Annotated in this window: 29 protein-coding genes; 16 read left to right on the forward strand and 13 right to left on the reverse strand. The window is 60.5% G+C overall.

All coding sequences use genetic code 11. From position 1 onward, the window contains the following. Window positions 1–5 precede the first annotated feature (5 nt). Window positions 6–1,373, reverse strand: a complete 1,368-nt coding sequence (locus tag FFM81_RS14250; protein WP_138384805.1) for an MATE family efflux transporter — start codon at window positions 1,371–1,373, stop codon at window positions 6–8. A gap of 81 nt (window positions 1,374–1,454) precedes the next feature. Continuing rightward, window positions 1,455–1,895, reverse strand: coding sequence for a glyoxalase superfamily protein (locus FFM81_RS14255; protein WP_138384804.1), 441 nt, complete (start codon window positions 1,893–1,895; stop codon window positions 1,455–1,457). 353 nt (window positions 1,896–2,248) lie between these two features. Between FFM81_RS14255 and FFM81_RS14260 the strand changes: the two genes are divergently transcribed. Next, the gene (locus FFM81_RS14260; RefSeq protein ID WP_003569227.1) at window positions 2,249–2,581 is read left to right on the forward strand and encodes a hypothetical protein; all 333 of its coding nucleotides are present in this window, start codon (window positions 2,249–2,251) and stop codon (window positions 2,579–2,581) included. Here FFM81_RS14260 and FFM81_RS32725 read toward each other — a convergent pair. Further along, entirely contained in the window at window positions 2,532–2,783 is a 252-nt protein-coding gene (locus tag FFM81_RS32725; RefSeq protein ID WP_080687558.1) for a hypothetical protein, read from the reverse strand. The two genes, FFM81_RS14260 and FFM81_RS32725, sit on opposite strands and share 50 nt — an antisense overlap. Window positions 2,784–2,874: 91 nt before the next feature. On the opposite strand from FFM81_RS32725, the gene FFM81_RS14265 reads away from it, so the two are divergent. After that, window positions 2,875–3,741 carry a LysR family transcriptional regulator gene (locus tag FFM81_RS14265; RefSeq protein WP_097536399.1) on the forward strand — a complete coding sequence of 289 codons (867 nt, stop codon included), beginning with the start codon at window positions 2,875–2,877 and terminating at the stop codon, window positions 3,739–3,741. A 70-nt stretch (window positions 3,742–3,811) separates the two neighbouring features. Here FFM81_RS14265 and FFM81_RS14270 read toward each other — a convergent pair whose 3' ends face one another. Continuing rightward, the gene (locus FFM81_RS14270; RefSeq protein WP_138384803.1) at window positions 3,812–4,258 is read right to left on the reverse strand and encodes a baeRF12 domain-containing protein; all 447 of its coding nucleotides are present in this window, start codon (window positions 4,256–4,258) and stop codon (window positions 3,812–3,814) included. Between the two features lie 372 nt (window positions 4,259–4,630). On the opposite strand from FFM81_RS14270, the gene FFM81_RS14275 reads away from it, so the two are divergent. Further along, window positions 4,631–5,032: a pilus protein PilZ gene (locus FFM81_RS14275; protein ID WP_003569234.1), complete on the forward strand. Its 402-nt coding sequence runs from the start codon at window positions 4,631–4,633 to the stop codon at window positions 5,030–5,032. Between the two features lie 104 nt (window positions 5,033–5,136). Beyond that, window positions 5,137–6,249 carry a pyridoxal phosphate-dependent aminotransferase gene (locus FFM81_RS14280; protein ID WP_025415757.1) on the forward strand — a complete coding sequence of 371 codons (1,113 nt, stop codon included), beginning with the start codon at window positions 5,137–5,139 and terminating at the stop codon, window positions 6,247–6,249. A 198-nt stretch (window positions 6,250–6,447) separates the two neighbouring features. On the opposite strand, the gene FFM81_RS14285 is transcribed toward FFM81_RS14280, so the two are convergent. After that, a complete protein-coding gene (locus tag FFM81_RS14285) occupies window positions 6,448–6,714 on the reverse strand; it encodes an SEL1-like repeat protein (protein WP_003569238.1) in 267 nt (88 codons plus the stop codon). A gap of 444 nt (window positions 6,715–7,158) precedes the next feature. Here FFM81_RS14285 and FFM81_RS14290 point away from each other — a divergent pair, with 444 nt between their 5' ends. The 3 genes from FFM81_RS14290 (at window position 7,159) to FFM81_RS14300 (ending at window position 9,471) form a co-directional block, all read left to right on the forward strand. Next, window positions 7,159–7,497, forward strand: a complete 339-nt coding sequence (locus FFM81_RS14290; protein ID WP_138384802.1) for a DUF2147 domain-containing protein — start codon at window positions 7,159–7,161, stop codon at window positions 7,495–7,497. A 203-nt stretch (window positions 7,498–7,700) separates the two neighbouring features. Further along, window positions 7,701–7,880, forward strand: coding sequence for a hypothetical protein (locus FFM81_RS14295; RefSeq protein WP_025415755.1), 180 nt, complete (start codon window positions 7,701–7,703; stop codon window positions 7,878–7,880). Between the two features lie 88 nt (window positions 7,881–7,968). Beyond that, window positions 7,969–9,471, forward strand: a complete 1,503-nt coding sequence (locus FFM81_RS14300; RefSeq protein ID WP_025415754.1) for an AMP nucleosidase — start codon at window positions 7,969–7,971, stop codon at window positions 9,469–9,471. A 9-nt stretch (window positions 9,472–9,480) separates the two neighbouring features. Here the strand turns inward: FFM81_RS14300 and FFM81_RS14305 are convergent, their stop codons facing one another. Then, the gene (locus FFM81_RS14305; RefSeq protein WP_003569244.1) at window positions 9,481–9,696 is read right to left on the reverse strand and encodes a hypothetical protein; all 216 of its coding nucleotides are present in this window, start codon (window positions 9,694–9,696) and stop codon (window positions 9,481–9,483) included. Between the two features lie 156 nt (window positions 9,697–9,852). Between FFM81_RS14305 and FFM81_RS14310 the strand changes: the two genes are divergently transcribed. Genes FFM81_RS14310 through FFM81_RS14325 form a run of 4 tightly spaced genes read left to right on the forward strand, consistent with a single transcriptional unit; the run spans window position 9,853 to window position 12,191 of the window. Beyond that, the gene (locus FFM81_RS14310) at window positions 9,853–10,209 is read left to right on the forward strand and encodes a YciI family protein (RefSeq protein ID WP_003569246.1); all 357 of its coding nucleotides are present in this window, start codon (window positions 9,853–9,855) and stop codon (window positions 10,207–10,209) included. Between the two features lie 10 nt (window positions 10,210–10,219). Then, the gene (locus tag FFM81_RS14315) at window positions 10,220–10,579 is read left to right on the forward strand and encodes a YciI family protein (RefSeq protein WP_138384801.1); all 360 of its coding nucleotides are present in this window, start codon (window positions 10,220–10,222) and stop codon (window positions 10,577–10,579) included. 2 nt (window positions 10,580–10,581) lie between these two features. Continuing rightward, window positions 10,582–10,941 carry a YciI family protein gene (locus FFM81_RS14320; protein ID WP_138384800.1) on the forward strand — a complete coding sequence of 120 codons (360 nt, stop codon included), beginning with the start codon at window positions 10,582–10,584 and terminating at the stop codon, window positions 10,939–10,941. A gap of 8 nt (window positions 10,942–10,949) precedes the next feature. Next, complete coding sequence (locus FFM81_RS14325; RefSeq protein WP_097536405.1) at window positions 10,950–12,191, forward strand: RNA polymerase sigma factor; 1,242 nt, start codon at window positions 10,950–10,952, stop codon at window positions 12,189–12,191. Here the strand turns inward: FFM81_RS14325 and FFM81_RS14330 are convergent. Beyond that, entirely contained in the window at window positions 12,159–13,121 is a 963-nt protein-coding gene (locus FFM81_RS14330; RefSeq protein ID WP_025415751.1) for a lysylphosphatidylglycerol synthase domain-containing protein, read from the reverse strand. The genes FFM81_RS14325 and FFM81_RS14330 overlap by 33 nt on opposite strands. Before the next feature lie 183 nt (window positions 13,122–13,304). Here FFM81_RS14330 and FFM81_RS14335 point away from each other — a divergent pair, with 183 nt between their 5' ends. From FFM81_RS14335 to FFM81_RS14350, 4 genes are all read left to right on the forward strand, one after another. Then, window positions 13,305–14,798, forward strand: a complete 1,494-nt coding sequence (locus tag FFM81_RS14335; RefSeq protein ID WP_138384880.1) for an ArnT family glycosyltransferase — start codon at window positions 13,305–13,307, stop codon at window positions 14,796–14,798. Window positions 14,799–14,935: 137 nt separating this feature from the next. Continuing rightward, on the forward strand, window positions 14,936–15,952 hold the full coding sequence (locus tag FFM81_RS14340) for a glycosyltransferase family 2 protein (RefSeq protein WP_003569256.1): 1,017 nt from the start codon (window positions 14,936–14,938) through the stop codon (window positions 15,950–15,952). A gap of 12 nt (window positions 15,953–15,964) precedes the next feature. Continuing rightward, window positions 15,965–17,464 carry a glycosyltransferase family 39 protein gene (locus FFM81_RS14345; RefSeq protein WP_037092434.1) on the forward strand — a complete coding sequence of 500 codons (1,500 nt, stop codon included), beginning with the start codon at window positions 15,965–15,967 and terminating at the stop codon, window positions 17,462–17,464. Then, a complete protein-coding gene (locus tag FFM81_RS14350; RefSeq protein WP_138384799.1) occupies window positions 17,465–18,949 on the forward strand; it encodes an ArnT family glycosyltransferase in 1,485 nt (494 codons plus the stop codon). It abuts the gene before it with no gap. 60 nt (window positions 18,950–19,009) lie between these two features. Here FFM81_RS14350 and FFM81_RS14355 read toward each other — a convergent pair whose 3' ends face one another. After that, window positions 19,010–19,510: a hypothetical protein gene (locus FFM81_RS14355; protein WP_097536414.1), complete on the reverse strand. Its 501-nt coding sequence runs from the start codon at window positions 19,508–19,510 to the stop codon at window positions 19,010–19,012. Window positions 19,511–19,762: 252 nt separating this feature from the next. Here FFM81_RS14355 and FFM81_RS14360 point away from each other — a divergent pair, with 252 nt between their 5' ends. Beyond that, complete coding sequence (locus FFM81_RS14360; protein ID WP_003569264.1) at window positions 19,763–20,281, forward strand: tetratricopeptide repeat protein; 519 nt, start codon at window positions 19,763–19,765, stop codon at window positions 20,279–20,281. 212 nt (window positions 20,282–20,493) lie between these two features. On the opposite strand, the gene FFM81_RS14365 is transcribed toward FFM81_RS14360, so the two are convergent. The 5 genes from FFM81_RS14365 to FFM81_RS14385 all read right to left on the reverse strand — a co-directional run bounded on the left by FFM81_RS14365 (window position 20,494) and on the right by FFM81_RS14385 (window position 25,783). Continuing rightward, window positions 20,494–21,054, reverse strand: a complete 561-nt coding sequence (locus FFM81_RS14365; RefSeq protein WP_003569266.1) for a hypothetical protein — start codon at window positions 21,052–21,054, stop codon at window positions 20,494–20,496. A gap of 61 nt (window positions 21,055–21,115) precedes the next feature. After that, complete coding sequence (locus tag FFM81_RS14370) at window positions 21,116–22,420, reverse strand: ATP-binding protein (protein ID WP_003569267.1); 1,305 nt, start codon at window positions 22,418–22,420, stop codon at window positions 21,116–21,118. A gap of 15 nt (window positions 22,421–22,435) precedes the next feature. Continuing rightward, complete coding sequence (locus tag FFM81_RS14375; protein WP_003569269.1) at window positions 22,436–23,380, reverse strand: type II secretion system F family protein; 945 nt, start codon at window positions 23,378–23,380, stop codon at window positions 22,436–22,438. Window positions 23,381–23,387: 7 nt separating this feature from the next. Beyond that, window positions 23,388–24,341 carry a type II secretion system F family protein gene (locus FFM81_RS14380; RefSeq protein WP_138384798.1) on the reverse strand — a complete coding sequence of 318 codons (954 nt, stop codon included), beginning with the start codon at window positions 24,339–24,341 and terminating at the stop codon, window positions 23,388–23,390. Then, a complete protein-coding gene (locus FFM81_RS14385; RefSeq protein WP_138384797.1) occupies window positions 24,338–25,783 on the reverse strand; it encodes a TadA family conjugal transfer-associated ATPase in 1,446 nt (481 codons plus the stop codon). The genes FFM81_RS14380 and FFM81_RS14385 overlap by 4 nt, the downstream gene beginning before the upstream one ends. Window positions 25,784–25,791 lie beyond the last annotated feature (8 nt).

The following is a 25,791-nucleotide window of genomic DNA, read 5'->3' on the forward strand; positions in this document are numbered from 1 at the left end:
GCTTTTCAAACGGGCAGAAGCCCGTAGCGCCAACCGCGGCGTTTGGCGTTCTGCGACAGCACCAGCAAGGCAAGGAGGACCATGCCTGCCTCGGCAAAGACCGGTACCATCCAGATCCCCTGCTCGCCGAAGACGAAGGGCAGCAGGAAGGTGAGCGGCAGGGTGAGCAGATAAGGCCGTGACAGGCCGAAGATCGCCGCGCGCGGCGCGTCGCCGATCGCCTGGAAATAAGACGACAGGATCAGCATCTGCCCGAAGAGGAAATAGGCGCCGATCGTCCAGGGCAGAATGCGCGTGACCTCGGCTGCAATGGCGGGGTCGGCGACGAAGACGGCGCCGAGGCGGCCGGACATGAGCTCGACGGCGATCTCCACCAGGGTGCAATAGACGAGTGCTGCGAGCATGGCGATCTGAAGGCTGCGGCCGACGCGGAGGCCGAGGCCGGCGCCGTGATTGTTGCCGGCGATCGTCTGCAGGGCGATGCTGAGTCCAAGCAGCGGCAGATAGGTGAAGGTCATGATCCGGGTGATGATGCCGTAGGCGGCAACCGTCGCCGCATAATCAGACATACTCCAGAGCGAAACGTTGATCAGAATGGCGGCGGATGCCAGCGATATGCCGATGAAGCCGAGGCTCATGGGCGCGCCGAAGGCGACGATGCCGCGCCATTCGGCAAAAGCCAATCCTCGTAAAGGCCTGAGCGCCGCCGGGCGGCGCCAGCGATAGATAAGTACCGCTGCGAGACAGACGAATTGCGATGCGATGGAGCCGGCAGCCGAACCGAGCACGCCCCAATGCATCACCGCCATGAACAGCCAGTTGGCGAAGATGTTCAGCAGCGAGGCCGACAGCGTCACCAGCGTCATGAAACCGATCTTGCCTTCGCAGCGCAACCCGTCGAGATGCAGCGACAGGAAGAAGCTGACGGGTGCAAAGGCGATCATCGCGCCCATGAACAACTTCGCGCCATCGGCCACCGCGGCGTTGCCGGCAGCACCGGCATCGATGATCTGCCGGCCGGCGGCCCAGTAGAGCATGTTCAGGATCAGGGTGACGGCCAGCGCCAGCATTTGGGCGCCGGCAAATAGTCTGGCCGTGCCCTGGCGATCGCCCGCGCCAAGCCGGCGGGCGAGGATGCTCGCCATGCCGTTCGAAACGAGCGATTGCAGGGCGACCAACAGCATCAGCCCCGGGAAAATCAGGCTGACAGCCGAAAGCGCATCGGGGCCGACATAGGCGCCGAGGAAATAGGCGTCGACCACGGTGAAGAGACCGTTGACGGTGGTGATCGCGACGATCGGCGCCGCCGTTTTGATGAAGACGCCCGGCAGCCAGCCGGTAAGAAAGGCGTTGCCTTTGGAAAGATTGGTCATGGAGAATCCGTGTGATATCGAGCGCGGTCCGATCCGGCTTGAAATCATGCGGATACGGATGGTCTCGAAAAAAAGGAAAAATTAGAGATCGAGCACCAGATGCGGCACGCCGTTCGAAGTCTTCCTTGGCGAGACGCCGTCGGCGTCGATCTGGGCGTTCACACGCCGGCGAAAGGCCGAAAAGCTCTCGAAGGTCACGACATCCACCGGCTCGTCGAAATGGATGGTGATCCTGTGGAGTTCGCCTCCCGGCAAGGCCGAGAGCGCCAGGATTTCACCGGTGAATGGCTGATTGAGATAGCGGCCACGAATATGCGCGCCGACGAAGAGCGGCGTCTTCGCAGCCGCATTGGGTTTTGCAGCCAGCGCCGCCAGCGTGTTCCAATCACGCGCGCCGTGCTGGCGAGCAATCATTTCCAGGGCCGCACTGTGGGTCAGCGCGGTGCCGCGATCGTTCATCGCCTGGCGCAAGCGCTTGGCTTGGACCTTCAATTCGTCAATGGCAGGATAGGTCGTCGTCATGGAGTGAGCCTTCGCAAGGCATGCTCTTCGACTGTGGATGGGAGCTCGCATTGCCGCCAGTCAGCATGCACAAGGGCCGTGACCATGATCGCGAGGACTTCACCATGGATTTTCATCCGCGAGCGGCCGGTGCCTCGAACCGGCCCTTGTATGCGCGAACGTCGCCGACATGTCAAGAATGGCGCATGTGCGCTGAGGAGTGAGCAGATTTGGAGCAAATCTGCACGAAATCGGTGCGATTTTCCCGCAGCTTTTGCCGACGGCTTCAATCTTAACGATGCTCTTCAGCAATCGTCAGCACTCTTGCGTTATTCTCCTGTCGTACAATGAGCGGAGGCTAAAGGGCCTTTCAGATGCACCTCGACACAGAACACCCCAAGCCGGAACGTGCTTACAGAGAATTCAATCTCGATAGGCCGGGCAACATCATCTTCGTCGGCCATCACCTCAGCACCGGAACGCAGGTGCGCTGCCTGATCCGCACGATCACGCTCGCCGGCGCATTGCTCGAAGTGAGCCCGAACCTGGAAATGCCGAGCCATTTCTTCCTCGAAATCCTCGGCATCCATGACGAGATCGGCTCGACGATGGTCAAGCGCGAAGGCGAATGGGTCACGGTCAGCTTCAACATGCTGCTCAATCCGGAATTCCTGCACCACGTGCTGCGGCTGAGCTTCGAAAGCTGAGACTTTTTTCCGCCCGCGATTTACCGGGACGTAGCGCCTTTTTCTCCCCGCCCCGTCTTGCCGAGAGACGCGCGATGGCGGAAGCGGCCCAGAGCAATCCGCGCCATTCCGGCCCCTCGAGCGGGTCGGCGAAAGGATCGCGGCGCACCCGCCTGTTATAGATTTGCAATTCGTTGAAGAGAACAACCCAGTTGAGAAGCATTGCTTCATCCTCCATCTATTGGCTCGAGCACTGGAACTAAGCCTTCGCGCCCTTCCGATGTAGAGGCGCTGGGGAAAGGGGGTTTTCATCCATGAAAGATGCGAGCTGGGACGACCTGCAGCTTTTCTTCCATGTCGCGACCGGCGGCGGGCTTTCGGCCGCGGCCGCGCGCACCGGTCTCAGCGCGCCGACCATCGGCCGGCGTATGCTGGCGCTTGAACGGGTGACGGGCCGATCGCTGTTTAACCGCGGCCCCACCGGTTATCTGCTGGCGAGGGACGGGCAGGAGCTACTCGACCGCGTCCGGCTGATGCAGGATGCAGCGCGTGCGATCTCCGACTGGCGCGGCGAGGTGTTAACACTGCCGATCGTCTCGACGGCCGCCGACAGCTGGACCTCGCGCTTCATCGCCGATCATCTCGCCAGCGTCTGGACGCCGAAGGACAGCTTTCGCATGTGCTACAAGACCCGCGACGCGGACGTCGATTTCACCTACCGCGAGGCGCATATCGCCGTTGGCCACAACAGGCCGGACAGCGGTAATGTCGCGATCCGCCGTTCGGTCAAGGTGGCGCATGCGGTCTATCAGGCCGCAGATTATGACGAGGCCAACTGCAACTGGATCTCGCTCGGCACCGATACGGCCGTCTCGCCGGCGGACAAATGGACGTTCGAACAGCCGGATTACTGGATCACCAGCTGGACGAACACGCCGCATATGCTGTTTTACCTGATCCGCGGGGGCGCCGGCCGCGGCGTGCTTCCCTGTTTCGTCGGCGATCGGGACCGCAAGCTCGTTCGCGCCGGGCCTCTCATCGACGAACTGACCCATGACATGTGGATCGTTGCGCATGATGACGAGCGACAGCGGCCGGAGGTCAGGATCGTCATCGACCGCCTGGCGGCGTTGTTTGCCGATCATCAGGAGCTGTTTGCCGGGCAGAGGCCGTCGATATAACACGAAAACGCGGGCCGTAAGACCCGCGTTTCCCCTATCCCTTTGTTTTCTGAGAGATCGACTTGCCGCCTCAGGCAGCGAGATGCCGCTGGATTTCGTCGACCGGCATGTTGGTATAATCCTTGGCCACCTCGGCTGTGATCGCGGCCTGCGTATCGGCGCGAAGCGCCGGCCGTAACGTGCCGAGCGCCTTCGGCGGTGCAACGATGACGATGCGACGTGCACTCTTTTCCTGCACCAGCGCGTCGAGCTTTTCAGCCACCTGTTTCAGAAATTCGGCTTCGGCCTGGTCCTGCCAGCTGGTCTCCTCGACAGCGCTGCGGCTGAAGCCGTCTGCTGCGTGGGTGCGGCCTGGCTTATCGGCGCCAATCTCGCGATCCGGCGTGCTCGGCTGCGTCAGGGTTTCCAGCACCTTCAGGTTCATCAGCTGGGCATCGCCGGCATTCTGCATGATCAGAGCCTTGGCTCCGTCGCAAACCACGACCCATGATTCCCAAGGGATTTTGACGTTGGTCATTTTCAACTCCTCGCGTCGTCATTCGAAGCGCGCCGTGCTTCATCGATCAAGGCAGAACGCCCGGCAATTGAAAGAGTTCGGGAAAAATTGCGCCGAAATCGCACGGCGGCGGTCGGGGCGGCCTGTTCTGCGTCGAAATGCAGGTTCGAGAGATTGACGAGGAAAACAGCGCTGTTCGCCTATGCCTGCACCATTTGCCTTGGGGCTGGAAGGTAAGCCCGCGTCCCGATAATGCACATCGGGCGTCCCGCTTGGGAACAAAATTTAAACTCGTTAAAATTGTCATTTTATCTTTGACGAATGTGCAAAACATTCATGTGACGTTGGCTGGAGCAAGAACCCCAAATGTGCCCTGACTGACGGAGAATGTGAATGTCTATGCTCCGCGCCACACACCTTGCGACGGTCAAGTCCGCTGTCTACGACCTGCGCTGGGAAGAATTTAGCGTCAAGCGGCCCGCCCGCATCGTCGCCGTCCGGCCGTGCCTCACCGGCGTCTCGATGCGCAGCGCCGAGATCATCGATATCTCCCAGGGCGGCGCCACCTTCATCGTGTCGACCACCGCCGGCCTGCCGAAACATTATTATCTCAACATTCTCGGCCTCGCCTACCGGATCGGCTGTGCCGAGGTCTACCGCCACAAGGAGCGCATCGGGGTGCGGTTCATCAACATCATGGACCCCGAGGTTCTGCGCCGCGTCGTCCGCACCGATTTCCTTGTCGGCAATATGGAAGCCATCGCCGCCCGGCGGGCGCCGATCTTCCGGGCGTAAAGAGCCCAACAGCCAGTTGGCTGCAGAAATAATCTTGCTTGCGTCGGCGGTGCCCGGGCCTATTGTTGCGCCGATCGTCAATATATCCGGGAAACCGCCTTCGCATGTCCGCCTTTTCGCGCTTCACGCCGCTCGCCGGCGCCCTGCCCTCCACAGTTCCCTTCGTCGGTCCCGAGGCCATCGAGCGCCAGCGCGGACTTGTCGTTTCGGCACGCATCGGCGCCAATGAGAACGGCTTCGGCCCCGCCCCATCGGTGTTTGCTGCGATGCGCGAGGAGGCCGGCAATATATGGAAATACAATGACCCGGAGAATCTCGCGCTCCGGCAAGCGCTTGGAGACCATCTCGGCGTCTCGGCCGCCAACATCGCCATCGGCAGCGGGATCGACGAGCTGCTCGGCCAGATCGTCCGGCTGGTGATCGAACCCGGCGCGCCCGTCGTCACCTCGCTCGGTGCCTATCCGACCTTCAATTTTCACGTCGCCGGCTTCGGCGGCCGGCTGGTGACCGTTCCCTACGCCAACGACCGCGAGGATCTCGACGGCCTACTCGATGCCGTCAAGCGGGAGAATGCGCCGCTCGTTTATTTCGCCAATCCCGATAATCCGATGGGAAGCTGGTGGGATGCCGACAGGATCGTCGCTTTCGCCCAGGCGCTGCCCGAGACGACGCTGATGGTGCTAGACGAGGCCTATAGCGAGACCGGGCCGGCAGGGGCGCTGCCCTCGATCGCCTCGATGATCGAGCTGCCGAACGTCGTTCGCACCCGAACCTTTTCCAAGGCCTACGGTCTTGCCGGCTCGCGCACCGGCTACGTGATCTCGACGGCAGGCACGGCGCAGGCCTTCGACAAGATCCGCAATCATTTCGGCATGAACCGGCTGGCGACGGCGGCGGCACTCGCCGCCCTCAAGGACCAGGCCTATCTCGCCGAGGTGGTCGGAAAAATCCAGGTGGCGCGCGACCGGATCGGCGGCATCGCCCGGGCAAACGGTCTTGAGCCCCTGCCCTCGGCAACGAATTTCGTGGCGATCGACGCCGGCCGCGATGGCGCCTATGCGCGGGCGATCGTCGACGGGCTGATGGAACGCGGCGTCTTCATCCGCATGCCCGGCGTGGCGCCACTCAATCGCTGCATTCGTGTCAGCGTCGGGCCGGAGGCGGATATGGCGCTGTTCGAAGAGGCGCTGCCACAGGTGCTGAAACAAATCGGCTGATAGAATGACGCCGAAACGTCTTAGCGGTTTTCGGGCAACATCATGCTTACACTCAGTGATGTAAAACAGCAAGAACCGCGGCCGGTGGAGGATCCGGCCGCGGTTCCGTTCTCCTGGCGTCGGGCCTGTTGAAAGCGCCCTGCCAGCTCCCTCTTTCCGAGGTTCTTATATCTTCCTACCCGTATCGGTAGGACAGGTTCAGTGGACCGTCATCCACTCACGGGCGGCGCGCAGCGCCGCCACGATTTGCATCTTGTCCATGGCGGCGGCCACATCCGCACGAAGCTCTGCGGCGCGGTCGTTGCCCTTGATTGCGGCGATGTTCAGCCATTTGTGGGCTGCGACCAGATCGACTTCGCAGCCGCGGCCGGTCGCATACATCAGACCCATTTCACAGAAGACATCGGCGCTGTTGTCGCCACCCATGGTGGCCGTTTCAGCATTGTGCATTTCAAAGCGTGCCATCGGTTTTATCCCTGTTAGCCTGTTTATGACTTACCCTGTTTTACCTCGGGGCCTTGCCGTCTATCGCGGCTTGCGGCCCTTGCGGTTCGGCGGGTTTGCCCCGCTCGTTTGATGGGTTCACTATGCCGCACGGCCTTCAAAAAACGCCTAAAATGCATGATTAATTTGAGACAAACAAAGTGCAAATGCTTGGTAAATTTGGGTTTTTGTTAAACATCAGAGGCCTTGCGACTTAAGGACTTTCGCTCGAATTTTACGAAAGATTCAGATCTGAAAATAAAGGGATCATTCATCATGAAATCAGACGCGGATATTTCGAAAGCGCGCCGCAGGCCGTTTCCTCAGCACTTTTCCAACGCCGCCATGGAAAATGACCATGCATGTTTACCTTTACGTTCGCGTCAGTTAATTTCACGCCCGATCAAGGACATCATGGAGGAAAAGATGATCCGCAGCTTCGTTCTGGCCATTTCCATCGCAATGATCGCAGGCTCAGCCCACGCCGAGGAGCCGATCGTCGGCAGTTGGAAGACGGCGGCCGGGGATACGGCGGTAATCGCCTCCTGCGGCGGCAGTTATTGCGTGACGCTGAAGACCGGCAAATATGCCGGCCGGAAGATCGGCACGCTTGCCGGAACCGGCGACATCTATGCCGGCGAGATCACCGACCCGGCCGCCGACAAGACCTATAGCGGCTCGGGCAAGATCTCCGGCAATTCGCTGAGGATGCAGGGCTGCGTGATGAAGATCCTCTGCAAGTCACAGACCTGGACGCGGCTCTGAGGTTTTAAATACGCCTGCGCAACCATCATAGAAGCGCGAAGCATGCCGACGCCTGGGCATGCTTCGAAGCTCTTTGCGCCCATTCCAGAGCCGTTAGCCGGCTGACTTCTATGAACGGTGGATGAACCAGCATCTCAGCACTCATTCAGCCGGCCCATGGCAAAACTCTTCTCACGATAGAGTTGCGTATCGGGGGTAAGGCGATGGACATGTATATTCTGGCAAGACGCTTCAGCATCATCACATTGTTTGCGGCGATCTTCGCGATCACCTTTTCAGCTGTCGTGGTGCATAATGGCGGCGGCGGCACGCAATCGCATTTCGGGGCGAGCTATACCTGCCTGGAGCGGAACGGCACCTTCTGCGCACCGTCGGTGCAGTGACTGGCAACAGACGCGGAAGACGATAAATTAATCGGATTCCGCCGGCGCGCGTCGTTTGCTTGTCAAAAACAACTCTCTATAATGCGTCATGAACAAACGAATCTCCCCTTTGCCGCCGCTCGACATATCCTCACCACCCCCTTTCCAGCCGCAGAGCTTCGATGATCCCGCCAAGGCGGTGGAAGCGCTGACAGCGCTTTATGAGCGCAATACGGCGTTCCTGATCAAGAGCTTCACCGAGCTTGCGCAGGGCGCGCCGATCTCCTCGCGCTACCGTGCTTTCTATCCGCAGGTCAGCATCGAGACGACAAGCTTCGGCCACGTCGATTCGCGCCTTTCCTACGGCCATGTCACGGCACCAGGCATCTATACGACGACAGTCACCCGGCCGAAGCTCTTCAAGCATTACTTGAAGGAGCAGCTCGCGCTCCTGGTGAAGAGCCACAATGTTCCGGTCATTGTCTCGGAATCGACGACGCCGATCCCCTTGCATTTCGCCTTCGGCGAGGGTGCCCATGTCGAGGCGTCAACCAACGCCTTCATCGACATTCCGATGCGCGATATTTTCGACACTCCCGATCTCAACACCACCGACGACGAGATCGCCAATGGCGAATATATCCCGCCGCCGGGAGAGCCCTCGCCGCTTGCGCCGTTCACCGCACAGCGGATCGACTATTCGCTCGCCCGCCTGTCGCATTATACGGCGACACATGCCGAGCACTTCCAGAATTTCGTGCTGTTTACGAACTACCAGTTCTATATCGACGAGTTCTGCAGCTGGGCCCGCAAGCTGATGGCGGAGGGCGGCGACGGCCATACCGCCTTCGTCGAGCCCGGCAACATCGTCACCCTGCCAGGCTCAAACGCTCCGGAAACGGATGCGGCGCTGACCCGCCTGCCGCAGATGCCCGCCTATCACCTGAAGAAGAAGGGCCATGCCGGGATCACCATGATCAATATCGGCGTCGGCCCCTCCAACGCCAAGACGATCACGGACCACGTCGCCGTGTTGCGCCCGCATGCCTGGCTGATGCTCGGCCACTGCGCCGGCCTTCGTAACAGCCAGCGGCTCGGCGACTATGTGCTTGCCCATGCCTATATGCGCGAGGACCATGTGCTCGACGACGACCTGCCGGTCTGGGTGCCGATCCCGGCGCTCGCCGAAGTACAGGTGGCGCTGGAGGCAGCCGTTGCCGAAATCACCGGCTACGAGGGTTTCGAGCTGAAACGCATCATGCGCACCGGAACCGTCGGCACGATCGACAACCGCAACTGGGAACTGCGCGACCAGCGCGGGCCGGTGAAGCGGCTGTCCCAGGCGCGTGCGATCGCGCTCGACATGGAATCGGCAACGATCGCCGCCAACGGCTTCCGCTTCCGCGTGCCCTACGGCACGCTGCTGTGCGTCTCCGACAAGCCGCTGCACGGCGAATTGAAGCTGCCGGGCATGGCGACCGCCTTCTACCGCACGCAGGTCAACCAGCATCTGCAGATCGGCATCCGCGCCGTGCAGAAGCTGGCCGCCATGCCGAAGGAAGCACTGCATTCGCGCAAGCTGCGCAGCTTCTTCGAAACGGCCTTTCAATAGGCCGTTTCCTCACCTGCCGGTCACAACAGGCGCCGAGCGCTGCGCGAGCATCTGTGGCCTGCCGGCCGCAATGTTCAGCCCTGCAATCAACAGGGTAAAGGCCAAGAAGACGAAAGCGACGCGCAGAAGGGCCTTCAGCCCATCGCTTTCGTCGAAATCCAGCGGACGTTTCTCACCTCGGCGTGCCCAGATCTGGCTCGCCAGCGCGATTTCAAGAATACTCATTGCCATTCTCCTCGACAGTGTTTCGACGAAGCCTTGTCGAGTGCTGCCTTGCGATTTCGACGCCGGACCGGCACAAAAGATTTTTTCCGCCGCTGTCGAAATGCTTGCGGCTCGGTCGTCCAGGGTTGTTGAACACGCACAAGGAGGCTGTCCGCGATGAAATATCTCTGTCAGGTCTGGTTCGATGGCGCAGTGCTCGGCGCCAGGACGAAAGAGGAAAAGGCCGAACTCGGCACGAACTCACTCAACTATGACAAGGCGCTTGCCGAAAGCGGGCATCTGATCGTCGCCCATGCGTTGCAGCCGCCGACATCGGCGGTGACCGTCCGGGTGCGAAGCGGTGAGACGTCGGTGACGGACGGTCCTTTCGCCGAGACGAAAGAGGCCCTCGGTGGCTTTATCCTCATCGAGGCGAAAGACCTTAACGAGGCGATCCGCATCGCCGCCGGCATCCCGCTCGCCAGACTCGGCGCGATCGAGGTGCGGCCGATCCATGAATTCCGAGCTCAATGAGGAGAGACCAATGAAGTTTTTATGCCAGATCTGGTTCGACACCGAAAAGAGCAAGTTGGTAAGCCAAGCCGAATGGGAAGCCGTCACGCAGGAGTGCATCGCCAGCGACAATTGCTGGCGCGACAGCGGTCATCTGCTGGTGGCGCTTGCCTTGCGTGAGCCGTCGAGCGCGATCACGGTCCGCCTGCGCGACGGCGAAGCCTCGGGGACCGACGGCCCGTTCGCCGAAATCAAGGAACATCTCGGCGGTTTCGTGCTGATCGAAGCCGAAACCATCCAGGAGGCGCAGACGATCGTATCCAGTTTTCCGATCCTCAAATATTGCTCGATCGAAGTGCGCCCCGCTTATTCGATCCAGGACGGGAGATAGTCATGCGCTACATCTGCCTGATTTATAACAGCGCCGACACGGACGGGACGCTGACGCCTGACGAAACCGACGACCTTATCAAAGCGCATTTCGCCTTCGACGAGGAGCTGCGCCGCGAAGGCATCCTGATTCATTCCGATGCATTGGAAATGCCTGACAAAGCGACCGTCCTGCGCGTTCGAAACAGCGCGCTGTCGGCCACCGATGGTCCCTATGTCGAGACGAAAGAGCATCTGGCCGGCTTTTACGTCATAGAGGCACCTGACATTGCGAAGGCAAAGGAGGTTGCCGGGCGAATCCCTTCCGCGCGTTTCGGTGCGGTAGAACTCCGGCCCGTGCGAACGCTGACCCTGCCGGATTGAGGTGCGCCTTGGAAAGACTGATCGAGGAGATTTACCGAACGCAGTCGCGCCGGGTGCTGGCGACGCTGATCCGCCTGCTTGGCGATTTCGACCGGGCGGAAGAGGCGCTCCACGATGCCTTTGCCGCCGCCGCCCGGACATGGCCGGCGGACGGCATTCCCGGCAATCCCTTCGCCTGGCTTGTTTCCACAGGGCGTTTCAAGGCGATCGACACGATCAGGCGGCGGGCGCGCTTCGATGCTTCGCAGCATCACATCGAGGACAGCCTCTACAGCGTCGACGAAACGGAGATCGGCGAGATGGAACCGATCGAGGACGACATGCTGCGGCTGATCTTCACCTGCTGCCATCCGGTCATTCCCGCCGATGCACAGATGGCGATGGCGCTGCGGGAAATCTGCGGTTTGACTACCGAAGAGATCGCCCATGCCTTCCTCATTCCGGCACCGACAGTGGCGCAGCGGATCGTGCGCGCCAAGGGCAGGATCCGGGCGGCGAAGGTCCCTTACGAGGTGCCAGCCCGCGAGGTGCTGCCTCAACGGCTCGACCAGGTGCTGCACGTTATCTATCTCGTCTTCAACGAAGGTTATTCCGCCTCTTCGGGTGAAGATGTGGTCCGCGCCGACCTGACCGCAGAGGCGATACGGCTCGCACGGCTTCTTCTGGCGCTACTGCCGCATCCCGACGTCTGTGGCCTGCTGGCGTTGATGCTGCTGCAAGATTCCCGCCGTTCCGCCCGCAGCAGCGAGCAGGGATCGCTGGTGCTGCTTGCCGATCAGGATCGCTCGCTCTGGGATCATGCGAAGATTGCGGAAGGCCTGGCGCTGCTTTCCCAGGCAATGCGCCCGGGGGAGATCGGTGCCTATACGCTGCAGGCAGCGATTGCCGCCGAGCATGCCAGGGCGCCGGTCGCCGAAGAGACCGACTGGCGGCGGATCGCCTTTTATTACGACCTGCTGCTTTCAGCCCAACCCTCGCCGATCGTCGAGCTCAATCGCGCCGTGGCGGTCGCTATGGCGGAAGGGCCGGCAAAGGGGTTGGATCTGGTCGATGCCATTCTGGGGCGCGGAGAGCTGCCGGCCTATCATCTCGCCCATTCGGCGCGCGCCGATTTCCTGCGCCGCCTCGGGCGGCGCGAAGAGGCGATCGCAGCCTATGCGAGGGCGCTGTCGCTCTGCCGGCAGGAGCCGGAACAGGCATTTCTCAGAAAGCGGATTTCAGAGCTTGCCGCGACGCCCGAGCGGCAGTGAGATCGCCGTTCCGGTCAGCGCCGAGACGATGATCAGCAGGTGGGCGTTGACGCTCGCCTGGGCCAGTGCTTCCAGGGCGAGCCTCTCGCTCGAAGCGCCCAGAGCAATAGCGCCGGCGGTGATGCCGGCGGGATAGGTGCCGACGCCGCCCGGCGCATGCATTGGGAGTACGGAGGAGAGCTCGCCGCCGAGCGCACCGCCGAAGCTTGCCGCCATCGGCAGCACGCCCATCAGGCCGAGCGCCCAGGCCAGCACCAATACCTTGACCAGCCAGTTGACGATGGTCATCGCCCAGGCACGGGCAAAAGCGGTGGCATCCAGCGGCAAGCCGTTTTCGATCTCTGTGACAAATTTCTGCGCCTTCCCCGGCAGCAGCCTGGCGGCGAGGCGCAGCAGCGGCTTGCGGGCGGCGAAAGCTGCGACCGGCAGCAGCAGAAAGCCGGTCCAGAGCAGCCAGGCAACCGTCTGATTGGCGGCGCCGACGGCAAAACCGATGCCGGCGGCGGCCACAAGCGCGTGCAGGTCGAGCAGCCGCATGACAAACAGCGCCGAGGTCGCGCGCGTCAGCGGAATGCCGAACTCCGAGCGCATCAACAGCGGAAAGCTGGTCTCGCCGGTGCGGAAGGGCAGCATGATGTTCAGCAGATTGTGGATCTGGGTGACGCGGAAGAGGACCGCGAACCGACCCGCCGTTTCCTTCGGAAAATAATCGTAGATGCGCCAGGTGCGCAGGAAATAGGTGCTCGTCAGGAGCACCAGCGCCGCGATCACCGGGCCGGCGCCGACATCGGCCCATTGCCTGATGATGACGGGCCAACCCCAGAACCATTGGATGAAGAGCGCATAGGCTGCGACGATAACGACCGTCAGCACCGTCATGCGATTGCGCATAAACCAGGATTGCCGGCTTTCAACGATCGAACTCTTCATGTAGTAGGCATTCCTCGCTGGGCGCCGGCTTAGGCATCGGTTCCGGCGCCAGGCCTTTTAGGAGAAATGAAGCCTGCGCACAACGGCGGAGTTGATGGGCGACGGCGGCAACGCCTCTTCCACACCGGCACGCGGGCGGCAGACCAGTGGCGACGGCGCCTTGCCGGCTTGACGTGGAGATCGATGTTGGAGCGGATTACCAGAAACATTACGACCGCAAGCCTTTTTCTGGCAGTCTATTTCCTGCTCAATATCGTGCTGCGCATCTCCTTGCCGCATACGCTCGATCTCGACGAGGCGGAGCAAGCTTTCTATTCGCAATATCTGCTTGCCGGCTACGGCCCGCAGCCGCCCTTCTACAACTGGATCCAATATGCCATCGTGTCGGTGACCGGCATATCGATGTGGGTGCTGTCGGTGCCGAAGAACATTATTCTCTTCGGCTGCGATCTCTTCTACGGGCTTGCTGCCCGCGAGGCGCTGAAGAACCGTTCGCTTGCAGCCGTCGCCATGCTGAGCCTGATTACGCTGCCGCAGGTGGGGTTGATGGCGCAGCGCGAATTGACCCATACCGTCGCTCTGCTGTTTGCAACCTCGCTCTTCCTCTTCGGTTTTTTCCGCACACTTCGCCGGCCGACAGTCGGGAGCTATCTCGTCATCGGCATCGCTACCGGCATCGGGCTGATCTCCAAATACAATTTCGCCATCCTGCCATTTGCCGCCTTCATCGCCGTCCTGCCGGACCGAGAGTGGCGCAACCGTCTGTTCGACTGGCGTCTGCTGCCGGCGATCGCGATCGCCATTCTGATCATTCTGCCGCACGCGCTCTGGCTGCCCGATAATCTCGCCAGCGCTTCGGGCCCGACACTGGAGCGGATGACCGCCGAGCACGAGGCCGCCGCCGGCCTTCCCCGCATCGGGCAGGGGCTGCTGTCGCTGGTCATCGCGGTGATCGGCTTCGTCGCATTGCCGATCGTTCTGATCGCAGCAGCCTTCCGACGGGATTTCTTTCGTGCGCTTGCTTCGACCAATCCGATGATCCGGGTGATCGAGCGGATGATGATCGTCAGCCTGATCGCCTTCGCCGGAGTCGTTGTCTTCGCCGGCGCGAGCGATATCCACGAACGCTGGCTCGACCCCTGCCTGCTGGTGCTGCTGATCTATCTGTTCCTGAAGCTGCAAGCCGCAGGCTTCGATCTTTCCGCCGGCCTTGCGCGCTTCCGCCCCGTCGTGCCGGTGTTCATGGTCGTCATCCTGGCGATCCTTCTGCTGCGGATCGTCGCCATTCAATATATCGGCACTTATACCAGAACGAACGTGCCCTTCTCCGGTTACGTGGCCGAACTGACCGCGACCCGCAAGCCGGTTCTGATCGTGGCCGGAACCAAGTTCGTGGCCGGCAACATGAAGCTGGAATTCCCGGATGTGCCCGTGGTGATCCCGTTCTTCCCGGGTTCCGGCGTTCCCGAATATGCGACTGCGAAGGGGCCGGTGCTCGTTATCTGGCGCGGCGAGACCGCAGATGACCCGACGATTTCCCCCGGCTTTGCGAATGATCTTGTGAGATCGGGCATTCATCTGCAGGAGTTGAAGACGCTGACGCTGCCCTATCTTTTCAGCAACGGCAAAAAGAGCTTCTCCATTGGTTATTCCTGGGTTGAAGGCGGCGCGAAATAGCGTTCCGGCAAGTCAGCCGATTGCGGGGAAACCGGCATTGCCCGCTGGCAACGGACGGACACTTCATGTACTAGCCTTCCGCAAGCGCGGCAGCAGCGATAAGATTGCTCGGCCGTCCGGCCTTTTGGAGATGAAAGTTGCAGACAACGGTAGAGCCCATTCGCGGTACGAATGATCCGGTACAATCGCTCGAGCTGTCGCTGGTCGTGCCCATTTTCAACGAAGAGGAAAGCGTCGGCCCGCTCGTCGAGCGTGTCGCGGCTGCAATGGCCGCCTATCCCAATCCCTGGGAGCTGATCCTCGTCGACGACGGCAGCACGGATGCGACGCTCGTCAACGCCCGCAAATTTGTCGGGCGCGAGGGGCTGACGCTCAGGATCGTCGAGTTGCAGCGCAACTTCGGACAGACCGCCGCCATGCAGGCCGGGATCGACACCGCCCAGGGCCGGCTGATCGCGACGATGGACGGCGACCTGCAGAACGATCCGAAGGACATTCCTTCGATGGTCGCCGAACTGGAACGGCGTGAACTCGACCTCCTGGTCGGCTGGCGCAAGAACCGCAAGGACGGTCTGTTCCTGCGCAAGATTCCTTCCTGGTGCGCCAACTACCTGATCGGCCGCATCACCGGCGTCAAGCTGCATGATTACGGCTGCAGCCTCAAGATCTACCGTGCCTCGATCATCAAGCAGGTGAAGCTGATGGGCGAAATGCACCGTTTCATCCCGGCCTGGGTGGCCGGTGTCGTCCCGAGCTCGCGCATCGGCGAGATGGCGGTCACCCACCATGCCCGCGAGCACGGCGTTTCGAAATACGGTATTTCGCGCACCTTCCGCGTCATCCTCGATCTGCTGTCGGTGATGTTCTTCATGCGCTACAAGGCACGGCCCGGCCATTTCTTCGGCTCGCTCGGTCTTGGCCTCGGCGCGGTCGCCATGCTGATCCTGCTTTATCTCGGCTTCGACAAGTTCATCATGGGCAATGACATCGGCACGCGCCCGATGCTGATGGTCGGCGTCGTGCTGTTGCTTTCGTCCGTGCAGATGATCACGACCGGCATCCTGGCGGAGATGATCGCGCGCACCTATTACCGCGACGACGCCTCGCCGAATTATATCGTGCGGCAGATCTTCGACGATCGCAGCCAAGCCTAAGCCGGCAGCATGATGCTGGAGCGCGCGACGAGGACGATCAAGACCGCAGGCCTGCTGCTTGCGGCCTATTTCGCGCTCAACATCGTGCTGCGTATCGCGCTGCCGCATTCGCTGGAGCTCGACGAGGCCGAGCAATCCTTCTTCTCGCAATATCTGCTGGCCGGCTACGGCCCGCAGCCGCCGTTCTACAACTGGATGCAATATGCCGTCGTTTCGCTGACGGGCATGTCGATCGGCGCGTTGATCGTTCCGAAGAACATCCTGCTGTTCCTATCCTATCTCTTCTATGGCCTTGCCGGACGGCGCGTCCTGAAGGACCAGACGCTGGCCGCCATCGCCATGCTGGCGCTGATCACCCTGCCCCAGGTCTCCTATATGGCCCAGCAGGATCTGACCCACACGACGGCGCTGCTCTTTGCCAGCGCACTGTTTCTCTACGCCTTCTTCCGCACGCTCGACCGGCCCGAGATGGGCAGTTACCTGCTGCTCGGGCTTGCAACCGGCATCGGGCTGATCTCGAAGTATAATTTCGCGCTGATGCCTGTCGCCGCCTTGATTGCCATCTTGCCCGATAGCGAATGGCGGCGCCGAGCGCTCGACTGGCGCTTGTTGGCGGCGATCGCCGTCGCGCTCGTCATCGTCCTGCCGCATGCGATCTGGCTGCGCAACAATCTCGCCTTCGCCTCCTCCGATACTCTGGTCAAGATGGCCGCCGGCAACGAACCCGCCGGCATGGTGCGAGCCGGCAAAGGACTTCTCGCTTTTCTCGTCGCCATCATCGCCTTTGCAGCGCTGCCGGTCGCAATCTTCGCCGGCACCTTCCGCCGGGATTTCATCCGTGCGCTTTCGGCCGGAAACCGCTGGACCGGGATGATGGAGCGGATGATGCTCGCAAGTCTGGCCGGCATCGCTCTCATCGTGCTCTTCACCGGCTCGACCACGGTGCGTGAGCGCTGGCTCGACCCGTTCCTGCTGGTGCTGCCGATCTATCTCCTGGCGAAAATGCAGGCTGCCGGCATCGACCTTTCCGCCGGTCTGCGTCGCCTCCGGCCGTTGCTGCCGGTGCTGATGGCCTGCGTTCTGATCGCACTCGGCCTGCGTGTCGTCGGCGCCGGGCTGATCGGTACCTATGCCAGGCCGAATGTGCCGATGGCGGGTTTTTCGCGCGAGATGACGAGACAGGGGCAGCCGGCGCTGGTGATCGCTTCCGACACCTATGTCGGCGGCAACATGCGGCTGCAATTTCCCGATGTGCCCGTGGTGATCCCGGATTTTCCGGTACCGGGCATTCCGGCCTATGACGAGGCCAAGGGGCCGGTGCTGATCGTCTGGCGCGGCAAGAAGACGGCGACGGCTGCGGATGCGGTCATGCCGGATCGGTTCACATCGGCGCTGACGGCCGCCGGTATCGCGCCGCGGGAGATCGGCTCGCTGTCGCTTCCCTATTATTTCGGCCGCCAGGGCGACAATTTCGCGCTCGGTTACGCCTGGGTCCGGCCGGGGATGCGATAGATGAGCGGGACCAACAATCGCGACATCCGCTGGATTTTCGTCCTGCTGGCCGCCTATTTCACGCTTCAGGTCGGCGTGCGGCTCGCAACCTCGCATTCGCTCGACCTCGACGAAGCCGAACAGGCCTTCCGCTCGCAATGGTTGGCGGCCGGCTATGGCCCGCAGCCGCCCTTTTACAACTGGCTGCAATATGCTGTCTTTCAGTTTGCCGGCGTCTCGCTTGCCGCCCTCTCGGTGGTGAAGAACCTTCTGCTGTTCATCGCCTACCTGCTCTACGGCCTGACCGCACGGCTCATCCTGCGCGACAAGGCGCTGGTGGCGGTCGCCACACTTGGGCTGCTGACGATCCCGCAGATGGCTTTCGAAATGCAGCGCGACCTGACGCATACGGTCGCCGTGTTCTTCTCGGCCAGCATCTTCTTCTACGGCTTCATCCGCAGCCTGAAGCAGCCGAGCCTTGCCTCCTATCTGATCGCCGGCATCGGCATTGGCTTCGGCCTGCTAGCCAAATATAATTTCGCGATCCTGCCGGCGGCAGCGCTGATTGCCGCGCTTTCGGATGCACGCCTGCGGCCGCGGATCTTCGATTGGCGGCTGGTGCTGACGGCGGCGGTGGCATTCGTCATCACCCTGCCGCATCTCTTCTGGCTGAAGGACAATCTCGATTTCGCCACCGCGCGCACGCTGGAGAAGATGACCGCGAGCGGCCATGCCAGCTATCCCGCGCAGGTGGCGATGGGTGTCAGTTCGCTCGCGCTCGCCACCCTCAGCTTTGCCGGGTTGACAGTGGCGGTCTTCGCCATCGTCTTCGGCAGGAGCCTTCGCCCGGCGCTGACGGTGGGTTCGCAATGGACGCGGTTGCTGGAACGGATGATGCTTGTCTTCCTGGTCGGCATTCTGTTTTTGATCGTCTTCGGCGGTGCTGCCGGCATCAAGGATCGCTGGCTGGTGCCGATGCTCTTCCTCCTGCCGCTCTATTTCTGCCTGAAGATCGAGGCAGCGGGCGTCGCGACAGATCGGCCATTTCGGCGTTTCCTGGCCATCGTCGCCATCATCATGATCGGCGTGCCGGCCGCCCTTTACGGCAGCGTCGCGGCCGCACGCTTCACCGGTCATTACGAGCGATTGAACAGGCCCTATGCCACGATGCTGGAGAGCTTGCGCAAACAGGCCGAGCCGGCGGCAATCCTTGCCGGCGACAGCCTACTTGCCGGCAATCTCAGGCAGGATATTCCCGGCGTGCCGGTCCTCTCGGTGGATTATCCCGGCTTCCACCCGGATCTTACCGGCCGGCGCCCACTTCTCCTGGTGTGGCTTCTCCCCAAGGGCGGAAGCGAAGCGCTGCCGCCTGATATGGCGGAGTGGCTGCAGGCCAATCTCGGCGCATCCGCGCCTGAGGCATTGGTGATTGACGCGCCATATTTCTATCGACGCGGCGACGACCGCTATCGTTTCGGCTATGCCTGGGTCAACCAGCATCCCTGAGCGCAACTTGTGCGCTGCCGCAACTCAAGGTCTCGTCTTGCCGCGCCCCGGCGGGGACTATCACGCCGATATTGCACGCTTGATGACTGTTAAATGGCTGCAAATGCACGCCGAAAACACGGATATGAAAAGGATGGTCCCAAGCGGTTGGGATAGCGGCAGGAACGACCAGTCGCCCCGTGGAAATTGAGGCAGCGCAAACTCGGAAAGGCCGGCTTGCGCAACGGCTCCCCGCACCATGGTCAGACCGGTCCCGATCAGCGCGATATGGGCATGGATGAATCCTGACCGGCGATGTCTTTGCGGCTGCATGGCCACTCGAATCCCGAAAATCGATGCAATCATCAAAAGGACCGTTGCGCTCCAAATTCCAACGCCGGGTACGGCCAAAAGCAGATAGATGGGTTCGCGCATGATCGGAAGTATCGTCATATACAGCCACCAGGCGAAGGCACTTGAGGGGTGGCTTTCCAGGAGCGGCATGCTGAGAACGAAGATCGATGCTAACGCGTAAGCCAGCGATGGCCCAAGTCGCATCATTGTGAAAATGGCAATCCACATGCAGCGTTCCATCCTTTGACCTGACGGGGGATAGGCGACGTTGATTGATCACTCAGGGAGTCACGGGGCAGATGATGCCTACCTTGGATAGTAGGCTTTTTTCACGCTATCGCATTCCGACGAAGACCGCTTCTGTCGCTTTTTTGTGAGTATATTCTTAAATTCTTGAGTTGTTAGCTTTTTTTCACGATGATTGCCGGCGGACACATCCGAGTCTTGGGCAAGAATGTCTGATGGGGGATCATATTGCCAATGTTGCAGATCAGAGCTGGAACGACATGCATCGCGTTTTTGATAGCGACCGGGGCGATTTTAGCTGGTTGCCAGTCAGCCAGTGATGGTCTGGCTGCTTATGGCGATAGTGCAAAGACCCTCGAGGATGACTCAGCGGTCGCCTTCTATAAGAACGACGAGTTGATAACCACCGGCAAACTGCAGTTTCAGGAAAAGAACTACGGAAAATCCTACGCCATTTACAAGCGAGCGGTTGACGTTTTTCCGGAAGATCCGGCCGCTTGGCTAGGCTTAGCAGCCTCCGCCGACATGGTTGCCCGCTTCGATACATCCGACCGCGCCTACCAGCAACTCTCGCGAATGATCGGCAACACCCCTGTTTACTACAACAATATTGGATATTCTCACCTGTTGCGCGGTGATTTGCGCACTGCCAGACGGTATTTCCTGAAAGCCTATGAGCTTGATCCCGGAAATGAAGTCACAGCCCGTAATCTCGAATTGATGAAGAACAGCGTGAAATACGCTCAGCGGTGATAGGCCTTCAGCGATCTGCGTCGAGATGAGAGTGCCCTTGCGGCGTTGCGAGCATCGGCGCGGCGCCCTTGGCTGCGTCCAGCAACTGCTTTAAAACATGTCGCGCAAAATTGTGCAGCAGTTTCGCGACAGGACATACGGAAAAACATAAGATCTAAAGCACCTCACATGAAGCACGTTTGATGCGACGTTCTTTGGAGGTGACGTCGTTGTTACCGTGCCTTCCGAAGGATGAGTTGGCCTTCCGGCGAGAGTGTTCGTTCGTAACGCGGCAGGTCATTGACCGCAATGCCCCCGGCGGCCATCGACGCAAGACTGCTATCCGGAGTTAGAGTTTCCGCCGGCGCGGCACGGGGTGCGAAAAATTGTGCCGGTTCCTTGCCGGGGGCGCTCAGGACCAGAGCCGAACCCATGCGTAGACCGCTCGTGTCGTCGCGCCGTTCGCTCACCACAGCCTTTTGCAGCTCATCCATCTGCTGGCGAATCACTGCGACGTCGTCGGCCTTGGCATTGTCGTCCATCTTGCCCGACTGCTTTTCGATCTGTCCTTTCAGGCCATCGATGGACCTTTTCATCGCGGCGATGGTCTCGCGGCTCTCGCGAACATCCGCCGAGTTTTTAGCGGTATAGATGAGAACGCCGGCATTCACAGGCAGGAGCATCAGGAGCAAACCGACGAGCAGCGGGCTTTTTGAGCCCCTCTGCTCTACTGTTCGCAAATTGCTCGGTTTTGGGCGTTCTGCTTCGACCTCGATGCTCGGAATGCTGGTCATTCGTTTACTCCCTCGTGAGTCATCAAATCTGCGTGGGCCGTGATCGGCGCCAAGCCCGCAATCATTCGGTTGTAAATACACCTTCCCATGCCCGCTCGAGCATGTCGAGCGATGCGTTTCTAGCTATGCCGTTGAAATCGCAGTAAGAACCGACGAAATCCAAAAGATATTTCGGATGATAGCAAGAGGCCGGCATATCGCCGTCATACTTGCGATCGTAGAACAGGTTCAGGTCTGGATCGCAGACAACCAATCCGTTGCCGCTGGCATAGGATTTGAAGATCCTGATATATTCGTCGCGCGACGGCGTGTTCACAAAGATCTTGTATTTGAGGCGCCGCAAGCCCGCCTCGTCGGAAAGGTCCTTCGGGGCGATATTGGTCGAAAATACCACAAGCTCGTCAAAGGGAACCTTGAACTTCTTGCCGGTGTGCAGCGTCAGGAAGTCATATCCGCGCTCGAGCGGCACAATCCAGCGATTGATCAGCGCCTGCGGCGCCACCTGTTGGCGCCCAAAGTCGTCGATGATGAAAACGCCGCCTGATGCCTTCAAGTGGATGGGCGCTTCATAGACATTTGGTCCTCCGTTGAAGGTGAGATCGAGTTGATCGAGGGTCAATTCGCCGCCCGTCTTGATCACCGGACGGCGGCATTCGATCCATCGTCGATCCGCTTTCGGATGGGATTCTGTCTCGCCCTCCGATACGGGATGATGCACGGCTTCGTCATAGAAACTGATGACATGACCGCCGACCTCGATGGCATAGGGCACCCAGATTGTTTGACGAAACAGCTGCGACGTCCGCTCGGCGATGCTCGTCTTTCCGTTTCCGGGTGGTCCGTAAAGCAGGATAGAGCGACCGGAGTTAATGGCCGGGCCGAGCTTTTCGACCAAGGTGTGCGAGAGCACCAGCCCGGCAAGGCTGTCGGTCAGCCGCTCCGGGGTCACGCGTTCGTCGTGGATGGACTGCAAACCGATTTGCCGGCAGAACGCGTCCAGCGACACCGGCGCCGGGCCGACATATTGGCTTTGACGCGACGCGGCGTGGGCATATTCGAGCCCCTTCATTGAAAGTGCATACCGAATATCGGATCTCACATCCTCACCAGCCAGGCCGCGAGCCTCGAGGTAAGCGAGTTTCACGAGTTCCTTGATCAGGATATTGACGATCACTTTCGGCAGTTTCATGCGGTCAGCCAGATGAGATGCCGTGGTCGTATCCTGCTCGGCCGCACATTTTGACGCCAGCCGAAGCAGGAACGACGGATCCAGTCCGGCTTGTTCCAGGCTTGCCGGTGCCATCGGCATGCGCGGATCGAGAGGAATGATGGCATCGTTACGATCCTGTTCGAGCGAATACTGCATACGACCTCGCTTGGCTCAACCGCCGGGGTTCATGCTGAGAAGAAGACTGATGACACGGATAACAACGGGAACGAGAACAATGATGAGGCTTACCGGAAAAAGGAACGCGCCGAGCGGCAGCAGCATCTTGACCGGCAGGGCATTTGCCTTTTCCTCGGCGCGAATAATGCGGAGATCGCGCATTTCCTTGCAGTAGACCCGCAACGTCTGCGTTACACTGGTCCCAAGCTCCTCCGATTGGCGGAACAGAACGGATAGGGCCCGGGCTTCGTCAATCCTCAGGCGGACGGCAAGGTTCGCGAGCGCCTCGCGCAAACGCCGGCCACCTCGCACTTCCAGCATCATGATCGAGAGGTGCAGGCCGAAGTCCTGCCGCTTGTCGACGAATTCCCGGGCAACTCGGTTCGCCGCTGCCTCGATGCTCATGCCCGCATCGAGGCAGACGATCAGCATATCCATAAAATCGGGAAAAAGGCGGCGGTACTCCCTCTCTTTGGCGGCGCCACGCCGGTCGATATAGATGTTGACCAGAATGAAGGTTACGCCCGCAGCAAACATGGCAACAACCAGCGTAACCACCCGTGACATGTCCGGCACGGCCCAATTGAGAGCCCAGACCGCCGCGACCAGCACGCTGATACAGACCAGCGCACGAACCACCTGGAAGGTGGTCACGGCGCCGGCGGCGAAATAGCCCGCCCGAATCAGCCGGTTCTGGGTAGAATTCACATTGGTGTCACGCCGCGTAATCTCGAAATAGCGACGGATCAGGCGGTTTTCCGCCTCACCGAGATCGGCAATCGTCGTATCGCCAAGGTGGAACTCCTCGCCTGTTGCCGCCGAGCTCTTTGAGACCCGAACCGAGACCTCGCGCCGTCGAAAATACAATTCCGACGCTGTTGCAGAGAATATCAGCACTGCAAAGAAGACGATGAGGTAAATTCCATACTCACTCGACATGACCGCCTCAGTACTCGAAGTTGACCATCTTGTAGAGAATGACATTCCCGATCGCCATGACGGCCAGCAGCACGGTCACGACGATGGCTCCGTGGCCGCTCTCCCAGACGGGATCGAAGTAGGTCGGCGACAACGCCTTGATCATCGCGTAGAGCAGAAACGGATACATTGACATGACGATCGCCGTAATGCGTCCTTCCGAGGAAATAGCCCTGACCTTTGCCTTCAGTAGCATGCGGTCTCGCAGCGTCTTCGAAAGGTTCTGCAAGATCTCCACGAGGTTTCCGCCGGTTCCCGCCTGTACGCTCAGCGATATCGCAAGCAGGTTCAGATCCTCGACGCCGACCCGGTCCGTCAAGTTCACCAGGGCGTCGTCCAGTGTCACGCCGTAAGTGAGTTCATCCGAGAGCAGGCCGAACTCGGTGCCGATCGGATCGGGCATTTCGCGCGCCACCAAAGAAATCGCCGCCGGCAGCGGATGGCCGGCGGCCAGGCTGCGATTGGCGACATCGAGCGCTTCAGGAAGCTTCAGTTCGAATTTCCTCATGCGGCGCGCCCGGGCGCGCCAGACGACGAGCGCGGGGATGAGGAGGCAAATCAGCAGAAAGACGGGGACTCTAAACAGAGTGCTCGGCAGGAGGATCTGGACGACCAGCCATATCGAAAGAGCGCCCGCGATCGCGTAGAGAGCAAATCGTCTGGCATCGAACTTGATTCCCGACTGGGCGTAAAACAGCCGCAACCGCTGAATCATTGGGGTTTGCCGCCACCTGCCACCGGCCCCGCGCTCCTTGAGCATATCGCTATAGGTCTTACGATGATCATCGCTGACCTCGAGCAAGCTCAGCCGATGGTTCACCGCGCGGTGGCGTTCGGATGTCTTGAAGTAGCCGCGCATGACCGCTTCGACAGCAACAAGGGCGGCGGTGAAAACGGCCGCGTAAAGGAGAAGCAGGATCATTGGACAGGTCCCGTCTGCAGCGGTTTACCGGGATCAAAAATCGTCACGGGGATCTCGATCCCGAGTTCGGCAAATTCCTCGACGAACCGCGGCCGAATGCCGGTGGCGCGGAATTCTCCATGGATTCGTCCGCCTTCATCGGTGCCGAGTTTCTTAAATTTCATAATCTCCTGCATCTGCACAACTTCGCCCTCCATGCCGGTGATCTCGGAAATCGAGACGACTTTGCGGGTACCGTCGCTCAGGCGCTGGACCTGCACGATCATGGTGATGGCGGAGGAGATCTGCGAGCGAATGCTCATCTGCGACATCGGCATCCCGGCCATGCCGACCATCTGCTCAAGCCGACCGACGGCATCGCGCGGCGTATTGGCGTGAATGGTCGTCATCGATCCCTCGTGACCGGTATTCATCGCCTGCAGCATGTCGAACGCTTCATCGCCGCGAACTTCGCCGACGATGATACGATCGGGACGCATGCGCAGGGCGTTTTTCAAAAGTTCGCGTTGACGGATCTCGTTGCGTCCGTCGAGCGTCGGCGGTCGGGTTTCCAAACGCCCGACATGCGGCTGCTGCAGTTGAAGTTCGGCTGCATCCTCGATGGTGATCAGGCGCTCCCTTGGAGAAATCTGCGACGAGAGAGCGTTGAGCAAGGTGGTCTTGCCAGAACCGGTGCCGCCTGAAATGACCATGGACACCTTGCCCTTGACCGCGGCGCTGAGAAGGATGCGCATCGCATCGGCCATAGCGCCATATTGCACGAGGCGCTCCATTGTCAGCGGCTTGCGCGTGAATTTGCGAATGGAAACGAGCGGTCCATCGACCGAGATCGGCCTGATGGCGACGTTGACGCGCGAGCCATCCTTGAGGCGAGCGTCGACCATCGGCGTCGACTCGTCGACACGGCGGCCAACCGCCGAGACGATCTTGTTAATCACCCGAAGGAGATGATCCTCGTCTTTGAACCGCACGGCGGTGCTCTCGAGCTTGCCGCTCCGCTCGACATAGACGCTATTGTAACCGTTGATGAGAATATCTGCGATCGTGTCGTCGGCCAGCAGCGGCTCGATCGGTCCGAGCCCCAGCATCTCGTCGGTGATATCGCGGATCAGATCATTGATTTCCTTGGCATTCAGCGGAAAATTGTTGGTCCGGATATAGTCCTTGACCAATGGCCGGATCTCGGTGGCGATCTCCTCGTTGTCGAGTGTGTCGAGGATCCCGAGATTGATGCGATCGAGCAGGTGGCGGTGGAGATTGACCCGCTCGGAAACCATGTCCGGCCCGAGCGAAGCCTCTTCGTCACTCGCCGCGGCGCTGTCGGAGGCCGGTTGGGCAGGCATGGCCTGAACCGCGCCAAGCAAAGACAGTTCGGCAGTCTCCGGATGTTCCCGCTTTTCCGGCTCCTGCCTGTAGAAACGCCCCATGATACCGCTCGCCATGCGCCCCA

The organism is Rhizobium hidalgonense, from assembly GCF_005862185.2.
Lineage (GTDB): Bacteria > Pseudomonadota > Alphaproteobacteria > Rhizobiales > Rhizobiaceae > Rhizobium > Rhizobium hidalgonense.

Coding starts and splice junctions, on each gene's coding strand:
- FFM81_RS14385 (WP_138384797.1), bottom strand. CDS start 25,783: ATGGCGAGCGGTATCATGGGGCGTTTCTACAGGCAGGAGCCGGAAAAG.
- FFM81_RS14300 (WP_025415754.1), top strand. CDS start 7,969: ATGAACAAACGAATCTCCCCTTTGCCGCCGCTCGACATATCCTCACCA.
- FFM81_RS14355 (WP_097536414.1), bottom strand. CDS start 19,510: ATGTGGATTGCCATTTTCACAATGATGCGACTTGGGCCATCGCTGGCT.
- FFM81_RS14270 (WP_138384803.1), bottom strand. CDS start 4,258: ATGACCAACGTCAAAATCCCTTGGGAATCATGGGTCGTGGTTTGCGAC.
- FFM81_RS14365 (WP_003569266.1), bottom strand. CDS start 21,054: ATGACCAGCATTCCGAGCATCGAGGTCGAAGCAGAACGCCCAAAACCG.
- FFM81_RS14330 (WP_025415751.1), bottom strand. CDS start 13,121: ATGAAGAGTTCGATCGTTGAAAGCCGGCAATCCTGGTTTATGCGCAAT.
- FFM81_RS14265 (WP_097536399.1), top strand. CDS start 2,875: ATGAAAGATGCGAGCTGGGACGACCTGCAGCTTTTCTTCCATGTCGCG.
- FFM81_RS14380 (WP_138384798.1), bottom strand. CDS start 24,341: ATGATCCTGCTTCTCCTTTACGCGGCCGTTTTCACCGCCGCCCTTGTT.
- FFM81_RS14315 (WP_138384801.1), top strand. CDS start 10,220: ATGAAGTTTTTATGCCAGATCTGGTTCGACACCGAAAAGAGCAAGTTG.
- FFM81_RS14285 (WP_003569238.1), bottom strand. CDS start 6,714: ATGGCACGCTTTGAAATGCACAATGCTGAAACGGCCACCATGGGTGGC.
- FFM81_RS14280 (WP_025415757.1), top strand. CDS start 5,137: ATGTCCGCCTTTTCGCGCTTCACGCCGCTCGCCGGCGCCCTGCCCTCC.
- FFM81_RS14360 (WP_003569264.1), top strand. CDS start 19,763: ATGTTGCAGATCAGAGCTGGAACGACATGCATCGCGTTTTTGATAGCG.
- FFM81_RS14370 (WP_003569267.1), bottom strand. CDS start 22,420: ATGCAGTATTCGCTCGAACAGGATCGTAACGATGCCATCATTCCTCTC.
- FFM81_RS14350 (WP_138384799.1), top strand. CDS start 17,465: ATGAGCGGGACCAACAATCGCGACATCCGCTGGATTTTCGTCCTGCTG.
- FFM81_RS14375 (WP_003569269.1), bottom strand. CDS start 23,380: ATGTCGAGTGAGTATGGAATTTACCTCATCGTCTTCTTTGCAGTGCTG.
- FFM81_RS14345 (WP_037092434.1), top strand. CDS start 15,965: ATGCTGGAGCGCGCGACGAGGACGATCAAGACCGCAGGCCTGCTGCTT.
- FFM81_RS14260 (WP_003569227.1), top strand. CDS start 2,249: ATGCACCTCGACACAGAACACCCCAAGCCGGAACGTGCTTACAGAGAA.
- FFM81_RS32725 (WP_080687558.1), bottom strand. CDS start 2,783: ATGCTTCTCAACTGGGTTGTTCTCTTCAACGAATTGCAAATCTATAAC.
- FFM81_RS14255 (WP_138384804.1), bottom strand. CDS start 1,895: ATGACGACGACCTATCCTGCCATTGACGAATTGAAGGTCCAAGCCAAG.
- FFM81_RS14295 (WP_025415755.1), top strand. CDS start 7,701: ATGGACATGTATATTCTGGCAAGACGCTTCAGCATCATCACATTGTTT.
- FFM81_RS14250 (WP_138384805.1), bottom strand. CDS start 1,373: ATGACCAATCTTTCCAAAGGCAACGCCTTTCTTACCGGCTGGCTGCCG.
- FFM81_RS14305 (WP_003569244.1), bottom strand. CDS start 9,696: ATGAGTATTCTTGAAATCGCGCTGGCGAGCCAGATCTGGGCACGCCGA.
- FFM81_RS14320 (WP_138384800.1), top strand. CDS start 10,582: ATGCGCTACATCTGCCTGATTTATAACAGCGCCGACACGGACGGGACG.
- FFM81_RS14290 (WP_138384802.1), top strand. CDS start 7,159: ATGATCCGCAGCTTCGTTCTGGCCATTTCCATCGCAATGATCGCAGGC.
- FFM81_RS14310 (WP_003569246.1), top strand. CDS start 9,853: ATGAAATATCTCTGTCAGGTCTGGTTCGATGGCGCAGTGCTCGGCGCC.
- FFM81_RS14335 (WP_138384880.1), top strand. CDS start 13,305: ATGTTGGAGCGGATTACCAGAAACATTACGACCGCAAGCCTTTTTCTG.
- FFM81_RS14275 (WP_003569234.1), top strand. CDS start 4,631: ATGTCTATGCTCCGCGCCACACACCTTGCGACGGTCAAGTCCGCTGTC.